Raw genomic sequence first — 310 nt, forward strand, 5'->3', positions numbered from 1 at the left:
CCGCTTCGGCGACAACATGCGCGACGTGGCGGTCACCGAGGGCGACAAGGTCGAGGCCGAACTCCGTTTCGGGGTGAGCGTCAACACCTACGGGGTCACCGAACTGGCCGACCTGGTGGACGCGGTGGCCGAGAGCGACGTCGACCCCCTGGTCGAGGAGTACGCCGACCGCTACCGGCTGGCGCCCGAGCTCGCCCCCGGCGGCGAACGCCACGCCTCGCTGCGCTACGCGGCCCGGATCGAGGCGGCGCTGCGCCAGTTCCTCACCGCCGGCGGCTTCGGGGCCTTCACCACCAACTTCGAGGACCTC

The 310-nt window shown here is 71.9% G+C and carries 1 pseudogene; it reads left to right on the forward strand.

Features of this window, described 5'->3' with window-relative positions:
• Nucleotides 1-310 (forward strand): annotated as a pseudogene (locus tag GQS09_RS28455) (L-arabinose isomerase); the annotation flags it as partial.

It is taken from the genome of Streptomyces sp. YIM 98790 (assembly GCF_011421595.1).
GTDB lineage: Bacteria > Actinomycetota > Actinomycetes > Streptomycetales > Streptomycetaceae > Streptomyces.